Annotated in this window: 5 protein-coding genes; 3 read left to right on the top strand and 2 right to left on the bottom strand. The window is 61.3% G+C overall.

Annotated features, from left to right (window positions below):
• On the bottom strand, nucleotides 1–1,162 hold a 1,162-nt coding region (locus FEM54_RS23375), incomplete at its 3' end, for an NAD-dependent succinate-semialdehyde dehydrogenase (protein ID WP_138453319.1).
• A 157-nt stretch (nucleotides 1,163–1,319) separates the two neighbouring features.
• Between FEM54_RS23375 and FEM54_RS23370 the strand changes: the two genes are divergently transcribed.
• From FEM54_RS23370 to FEM54_RS23360, 3 genes are all read left to right on the top strand, one after another.
• Entirely contained in the window at nucleotides 1,320–2,246 is a 927-nt protein-coding gene (locus FEM54_RS23370) for an AraC family transcriptional regulator (protein WP_017138817.1), read from the top strand.
• Between the two features lie 129 nt (nucleotides 2,247–2,375).
• The gene (locus FEM54_RS23365) at nucleotides 2,376–2,987 is read left to right on the top strand and encodes an FMN-dependent NADH-azoreductase (RefSeq protein ID WP_017138816.1); all 612 of its coding nucleotides are present in this window, start codon (nucleotides 2,376–2,378) and stop codon (nucleotides 2,985–2,987) included.
• 241 nt (nucleotides 2,988–3,228) lie between these two features.
• Nucleotides 3,229–4,266 (top strand): alpha/beta hydrolase family protein, encoded by a 1,038-nt coding sequence (locus tag FEM54_RS23360; RefSeq protein ID WP_017138815.1) that lies wholly within the window; start codon nucleotides 3,229–3,231, stop codon nucleotides 4,264–4,266.
• Here FEM54_RS23360 and FEM54_RS23355 read toward each other — a convergent pair.
• Nucleotides 4,260–5,409, bottom strand: a 1,150-nt coding sequence (locus tag FEM54_RS23355) for an MFS transporter (protein ID WP_138453314.1), incomplete at its 5' end; no start/stop codon positions are given. The two genes, FEM54_RS23360 and FEM54_RS23355, sit on opposite strands and share 7 nt — an antisense overlap.

Raw genomic sequence — 5,409 nt, 5'->3', positions numbered from 1 at the left:
GGCCGAATTCGGTCTGGTTGGCGCGGGCGATGACTTCTTCTTCGTCCTTGAACGAGTAGACGGCGAACACGGGGCCGAAGATCTCCTCGGTCGCCAGCGGTGAATCGTCCTGCAAGCCGGTCAATACGGTCGGTTCATAGAACAGCCCGCCCTTGGCGTGGGGTTTGCCGCCCATCAGCACGTTGGCGCCCGCTGCCTTGGCGTCCTCGACCAGACGCACGACTTTGTCAAAACCCAGTTGATTGACCAGTGGCCCGACCACAAAGCCTTCGCGCAGGCCCTGGTCCACTTCGATGTTGGCGACGGCAGCCTTCATGCGTTCGATAAAGTCTTCGAGAATGCTGTGCTGCACAAAGATCCGGTTCGGCGAGATGCACACCTGGCCCGAGTTGCGCAGTTTGGCGCCGACCAGTCCTTTTACCGCTTCATCCAGATTGGCGTCCTCAAACACAATAAACGGCGCATTGCCGCCCAGCTCCAGGGTCATCTTCTTGATAGTCGCCGCGCACTGCGCTGCGAGCAATTTGCCCACACCGGTGGAGCCGGTGAACGAGATCTTGCGGATACGTGGGTCGCCAGTGAGGATCAGGCCGATCTCCTTGGGATCACCCACCACCACTTCAAGCACACCGGCTTCGATACCGGCCTTGCGTGCGTAGTCCAGCAGCTTGAGGGCAGTGAGCGGTGTGTCTTCGGCGGGCTTGATCACCATGGTGCAGCCGGCGGCCAGGGCCGTGGCGACTTTGCGGGTGATCATCATGAACGGGAAGTTCCACGGCGTAATGGCCGCTACGGGGCCGATGGCTTCTTTGGTCACCATGACATTGGCATTGCGGTCGTGGGTGGGAATGGTGTCGCCGTAGACGCGTTTGGCCTCTTCGGCGTACCACTCGATAAAGCCCAGGCCGTAGTCGATTTCACCTCGGGCTTCGCTCAGGCACTTGCCGTTTTCACGGCACAGCAGTTCGGCGAAGGCCTCCTTGTCCGCCTTAACGCTGTCGTGCCAGCGGCGCAGAATGTCGCTGCGCTCCTTGGCGAGTTTGCCGGACCATTCGGGGAAGGCTGCGCAGGTGCGGTCAACGGCGGCCTTGACCTGGGCTGAGGTGTGCTTGGTCACACGGCCGATTTCTTCGCCGGTGGCAGGGTTGTAGACGATAAGCATGGGCAAACTCCGAAGGCTGAAAGTGCTGTTTCAGGCTACGGAACACTGCGGTTTGAGCGAATATCCATTCCAATGTGCTGATTGCCTATTCCTATGAGTGCATAGCCATATCGGTGTTTGCGCAGTACCGTGCTGTTTTCGCCAGGAGCCATGCGCCATGGGTCGCACCCAAAAAATCATCGAGCTGATGGGGCGCTTGGCGCCTGTCGAAGGCTATAACCTGAGCGCTCTGGAGGATGTGCGTTTCCTGCGCTCAAATCGGCCGCTGCACCGGGTGTCGGTGCTGTACGACCCCGGCATCGTGATCGTCTGCCAGGGGCGCAAGCGCGGTTACCTGGGTGAAGAGATTTACCTGTACGACGCCCAGCATTACCTGGTGGTGTCGGTGCCGGTGCCGTTCACCATGGAAACCGAGGCCAGCGAAGCAGAGCCGATGCTGGCGGTGTACTTGCGCCTGGATTTCACCCTCGCCGCCGAATTGATGTTGGCGCTGGATGCGTTTCCCGAATTGCTCGAAGCCAAGCCGCGCGGCATGTATTCCTCGCCCATGGACGACAAACTCAGTGAGTCGCTGCTGCGGTTTCTCGAAGCCATGAGTGCGCCGATGGAGGCACAGGTTCTCGGCCCCGCGCTGATGCGCGAGATCTACTACCGCATCCTCACAGGCGAGCAGGGCGGTTCGATGCGCGCCGCGCTTAACCGCCAAGGCCAGTTCGGCAAGGTGGCACGCGCAATCCGCAAGATTCATGGGGACTACCACCAGCACCTGGACGTGGAAGCGTTGGCGCGCGAGGCGATGATGAGCGTGCCGAGTTTTCATGCGCACTTTCGCACGGTCACCGACACCTCGCCGATGCAATACCTCAAGTCCACGCGCCTGCACCAGGCGCGTTTGCTGATGCTGCGCAACGACATCACTGCCGCCACGGCGTGTGCTCAGGTGGGCTATGAAAGCGCCTCGCAGTTCAGCCGAGAGTTCAAGCGCTTGTTCGGGCGTACGCCCCAGGAGGAGATTCAGTGGATGAAACGCACCTATGCGCTGCCGGCGCCCTCGTCGACGTCTATTTATGTGTCGTCGCACTGAGTTGGCGAGCTGATTGTCCTGCTGGCAGGACGAACAATCACATTTGTGCCGTCTAATCGACTATTGGGTTCATGTGTAGGATTAACTTCATTCGATCGCCCAGCCGCGATCCTCACTTGGAGAACCCGCATGAAACTGTTGCATATCGATTCCAGCATCCTCGGCGACAACTCGGCTTCGCGTCAGCTCAGCGCTGGTGTGGTCAAGGCCTGGCAAGCGGCTGAGCCAGGTGTGGAAGTGACCTATCGTGACTTGGCTGCCGAAGGCATCAGCCACTTTTCCGGCCTGACCCTGGGCGCCCTGGGCACCGCTGCCGAATTGCGCGACGCCGTACAAAAACACGAGGCCGAACTGAGCGCTACGTCCCTGGCTGAATTCATCGCCGCCGACGCTGTAGTCATCGGTGCGCCGATGTACAACTTCTCGGTGCCGTCCCAGCTCAAGGCCTGGATCGACCGTATTGCCGTGGCCGGCCAAACCTTCCGTTACACCGAAGCCGGCCCTGAAGGCCTGTGCGGCGGCAAGAAGCTGATCATTGTTTCCACCGCTGGCGGTCTGCATGCGGGCCAGGCGAGCAATGTGGGGCACGAGGATTACTTGAAACTGGTGTTTGGCTTCCTCGGCATCACTGATATCGAATTTGTCCGCGCCCAAGGCCTGGCGTACGGTGAAGAAGTTCGCAGCAAGGCCTTGAGCGACGCCAACGTAGTGATCAACGAACAATTGTTCGCCGCCGCGTAAGGCTTGTGTAAAGTTCGCCTCTGTTCGGTTCCAATCTGAACCGGGGCGCCTAAACTCTGTATTCTGATCGCCTGAACGCGACCGGAGTACGGAGTTTTTTCGTTTACCCGCTGTCATTACTTTGGCCCAGGTTATGCACGCATGGGTTTATCACCCGGAGCGAGTGCCTTGGCCCATGGACTTTTCAAACCGACATGCCGCGGGTGTTGAACGTGGTCGCGCAGCAAAGGTGGACATCCCCATGATGCGTCTTTGTGCTGTTTTGGTTCTTTCCCTGCTCGGTGGCCTGATTTCAGTGCACGCCGCCCCGGCGCCGCACCCGCATTGGAGTGTGGGCTTTCATCGCATGAGTTTTCTCGACCCGCTGGATCAGCAGCCGATGAATGCCATCGCGTTTTACCCGTCTACCGACGATGAACATTCCACGCAGTTGGGTCCCTACCACGTGGCCGCCACCCAGGACTCCAAAGTCGCTATCGGGCGTTTCCCGATGCTGATGCTGTCCCACGGCAACACCGGTACACCGCTGGCGCTGCACGACCTGGCCACTTCGCTGGCGCGCAAAGGGTTTGTGGTGGTGGCCGTTTTGCATCCTGGCGACAACTACAAGGATCACAGCCGCCTGGGCACGGTGAGCAACTTGTACGGGCGGCCGATTCAGATTTCCGCAGCCATTACCGCCACTCTGGGCGACACGATGCTGTCGCCGTTCGTCAATGTCGACCAAGTGGGGGTCATCGGTTATTCCGCCGGCGGCGAAACCGCGCTGATCCTGGCCGGTGCCAAGCCGGATTTCGACCGCCTGCGCCGCTATTGCCAGGAGCGCCCGGAAGACCGCGACGCCTGCACCACCAAAGGTGAGCTGGTGGTCGACCGTGAAGACCTGCAGCCGCAAGCCGACCCGCGTATTCACGCCTTGATGCTGATGGCGCCGTTGAGCCTGATGTTTGGCCGCCACACGTTGGCCGATGTGCACGTGCCGGTGCTGCTCTACAGTGGCGACGGCGACAAGCTGGTGGCCGTGGACAAGAACGCCGCTGCCCTGGCGCGCAAACTGCCGCAGCCGCCGGATTTCAAACTATTGGCCGGGGCCGGGCACTTTGTGTTCATGGCGCCGTGTGACAGCGACCAACTGCTGGCCATGCCGGCGATTTGCACGGATGCCGACGGTGTCGACCGCGAAGGCATCCACCGCGACCTGATCTCGGAGGCGGGGCGCTTCTTCGTGCATACCCTGGGTCAGTCGACCCGCGCCGGTTTGCAGACCGCTGATCAGTAAGCGCGGCGCTTGAGCTGCACGGTCAGGCACAGGGCCGTGACCGACAGCAGCGCGGCGCAGAAGAAGATCCAGCCATAGCCGAGGTTCAGTGCCACGGCGCCCATCAATGGCCCGGCAATCGCCAGGGCCAGATCAAAAAACACCGCATACGCACTCAGCCCCGCGCCCCGGCTGCTGTTGGGCACTTGCTTGATGGCCTCCACGCCGAGCGCCGGGTACACCAGCGACAAACCGAAGCCGGTCAGCCCGGCGCCGATCAGCGCCACACCGGTGGAGGGCGCCAGCCACAACAGGGTCAGGCCGACGGTCTCGATGGTCATGCAGGCAATCGCCGCGCTGAACCCGCCGAAGCGGCTGATGGCGGAGATAAACACCAGGCGCGACAAGATAAAACACACGCCAAACACCGTCAGGCAGTACGCCGCACCGACCCAGCCACGGTTGAGGTAATACAGGGTGATAAAGGTGGTCAGCGTGCCGTAGCCGATAGACGCCAGGCACAGGCTGGCGCCAAACGGCGCGATGCGCCCGAACACCGACCAGAATGGCAGCCGCTCGCCACGCACCACCGGCACCGACGGTTTATTGCGGATCAGCACCAGGCCCAAGGCGGCCAACACGGACAGCGCGACGCCCAGGCTGGTGTAGCCATAGTCGGCCACCATCACCACGCCCAGCGGCGCGCCAATCGCGATGGCGCCGTAGGACGCGATGCCATTCCAGGAGATCGAGCGCGCCGTGTGTTCGGCACCGACCGCGCCCATGCACCAACTGATGGTGCCAACGCCGATCAGGCCTTGGGCCACGCCGAGCAACAGCCTGCCGACGATCAACACCCCAAGGCTCACGGCGGGGATGCTTTCAAGCAAGGTTGCGAAAAATGTCAGCACGCCACTGACCAGGATGCCAGCCAAACCCAACACAATGGCGCGTTTGGTGCCGACGTTATCCGACATGCGCCCAGCCATCGGGCGGCTGAGCAGGGTGGCCAGGTATTGCGAGCCGATGGTGACCCCGGCGACTACGGCGCTGAAGCCCAGTTGTTCATGCACATAGCCTGGGATCACCGCAATCGGCAGGCCGATGCAGATAAACGCGATAAAGGTGTAGAAGACAATGGAGACGATCTGCAGGGTGATCGAC

Origin of the sequence: Pseudomonas edaphica, assembly GCF_005863185.1 — a bacterium.
Lineage (GTDB): Bacteria > Pseudomonadota > Gammaproteobacteria > Pseudomonadales > Pseudomonadaceae > Aquipseudomonas > Aquipseudomonas edaphica.
This window is presented reverse-complemented; position numbering and strand designations above follow the sequence as displayed.

Bases quoted from the DNA above. Each gene is read 5' to 3' on its own strand.
- FEM54_RS23370 (WP_017138817.1), top strand. From the start codon at position 1,320: ATGGGTCGCACCCAAAAAATCATCGAGCTGATGGGGCGCTTGGCGCCT.
- FEM54_RS23365 (WP_017138816.1), top strand. From the start codon at position 2,376: ATGAAACTGTTGCATATCGATTCCAGCATCCTCGGCGACAACTCGGCT.
- FEM54_RS23360 (WP_017138815.1), top strand. From the start codon at position 3,229: ATGATGCGTCTTTGTGCTGTTTTGGTTCTTTCCCTGCTCGGTGGCCTG.